General features: G+C 59.7%; 2 protein-coding genes and 1 pseudogene. 1 reads left to right on the top strand and 2 read right to left on the bottom strand.

The genetic code is table 11. The annotated features are described in order from the left end of the window. Together WCA53_RS28945 and WCA53_RS28940 are read right to left on the bottom strand one after the other, a co-directional pair. Positions 1-268, bottom strand: a 268-nt coding sequence (locus tag WCA53_RS28945) for an ArnT family glycosyltransferase (protein ID WP_423919170.1), incomplete at its 3' end; no start/stop codon positions are given. 372 nt (positions 269-640) lie between these two features. Next, entirely contained in the window at positions 641-1,015 is a 375-nt protein-coding gene (locus tag WCA53_RS28940; protein ID WP_423919167.1) for an Mth938-like domain-containing protein, read from the bottom strand. 539 nt (positions 1,016-1,554) lie between these two features. Between WCA53_RS28940 and WCA53_RS28935 the strand changes: the two are divergent. After that, positions 1,555-1,817: pseudogene (locus tag WCA53_RS28935) on the top strand (aminotransferase); the annotation flags it as partial.

The raw sequence follows: 1,817 nt of genomic DNA, 5'->3' as shown, positions 1-1,817 counted from the left end.
GCCATTCGCCGATACCGAACCAGGCGAACGTCAGCGCGTTTGCCCAGGTTTGCAGCGGCGGTTTTTCGAAGTATTTGTAGCCGTTGTAGCGCGGTGTGATCCAGTCGCCCGTCACGAACATCTCGCGGGCCATTTCGGCATAGCGCCCTTCGTCGCTGGGAACCAGATGGCGCAGCCCGAGCGGCGCGAACCAGATCACGGCGAGCAGGGCGATCAGCAGTAACAGCGATAGGCGGGTGAGCGGTAGCCGGGAAGGCGCATCGTTCATGGGAATCGACCTGTCCGATGCCGCTTCTCGCGGCGCTAGCAAAAACATTTTGGGGCTCAAGTTTGGCGTTTCGAGGCTTAAACGGGCGGTTGTAATGGGTGGTCGCGGCAGCCTCCGGGCTGCATTGCTGGCACGCGAGAGTCAGAGATTCCTCTGGTTCTACACCGCGCACAAGCTAGCCGATCGGCCAACGCGTTCGTTACGTGACGCGCCCGGCGCGCGCGTCGCGCGAACGAAAAGAATCGGGAATTCGACCGGCGCTCAGCCAGCCGACCACCCACGCGCCGGGCCGAAGTTTAGCGCACTGGCGAGCGGGGCCCGCGAGTTGCGAGTCCCCGGGGTGTCAATTGCAGAAACGTCAGCGCATGTCCGTCAAACTTCGATCAGCAATGCCACGGCGACCCGGCGGCCTTCGGACATGAGGATGTTGTAAGTGCGGCAGGCAGCGCCGAAATCCATGGTTTCAACGCCAATACGGCGTTGCGCGAGTTTCGCGGTGAGACGCGGATGGGGAAATCGCAAGCGCGATCCGCTGCCGAAAACGACGACTTCGGGTGCGATTTCGATCAGCGCGTCAAAGTGTTCGGGCGTCAACGCTTCGAAAGAAGACACGGGCCACGCAATCACGGGCGATTCCGGCATCACGATGATGCTGCTGTCATGCCGCTGCAGGTTGATTGCGACGTAATTGGCGCCGTAGCTCGTGATGGTATTGAGCGCGCCGCTGGATTCCTGGTGTAGTTTCAAAGCGATATTCCGACTGGCGAGAGAAAGGCGGGACGTGATTCGCGGTGAGGCGTTGCCGCCGAAGGCATAGAAGGCATAGAAGGCAGAGAAGGCATAGACGGCGTCGCGGCCCGACCATGGAAGAACCTCTTTCCAATGGTGCATTGCGAAAGTCACTGATAATCCGCTAAATTATAACTTTTCAGCCGCCAGCGGGTTGCAACCCCGGGGCGGCTCTTGCATCGCGGGCCGCCACAAGCGGTTCGCCGACACGCATTTCGATTCGTTTGCCCTTGGCCTGATGGCCATAAGCTCGCGCAATCACGGCCAAACCTGCCTATTTCCGGCGCATTTTCGCTAGACTGCCTGTTCCGCGTCGCTGTTCAGGGCTTGGCGCCTGGAACTTCGCCGCCTTGAAGCCAGTGGTCCAATGAAACGTCGCCGGGCAGCGCTGCGAGTGCTGCGATGTTTAACTGTGTTGTCCCCGTTTTCGAATTGTCGCCCCGAATCACCGACCCAGCCGAGCCTGAGTTCCACGCAAACCAGTGAGCATTCCCGCCGTGAAAACGATTTTCAAATCCAATAAATTACAAAACGTCTGTTACGACATTCGCGGGCCCGTGCTCGAACACGCGAAGCGTCTTGAGGAGGAGGGCCACCGGATCATCAAGCTGAACATCGGCAACCTGGCCGCGTTCGGTTTCGACGCGCCGGACGAGATCATCCAGGACATGATTCGCAACCTGCCCACGTCATCGGGCTATTCGGACTCGAAGGGCGTGTTCGCCGCGCGCAAGGCGATCATGCATTACACGCAGCAAAA

The sequence above is a fragment of the Caballeronia sp. genome (assembly GCF_049581465.1).
GTDB lineage: Bacteria > Pseudomonadota > Gammaproteobacteria > Burkholderiales > Burkholderiaceae > Caballeronia.
The sequence above is the reverse complement of the archived record's forward strand: the minus strand, read 5'-3'. Positions and strand labels throughout refer to the sequence as shown.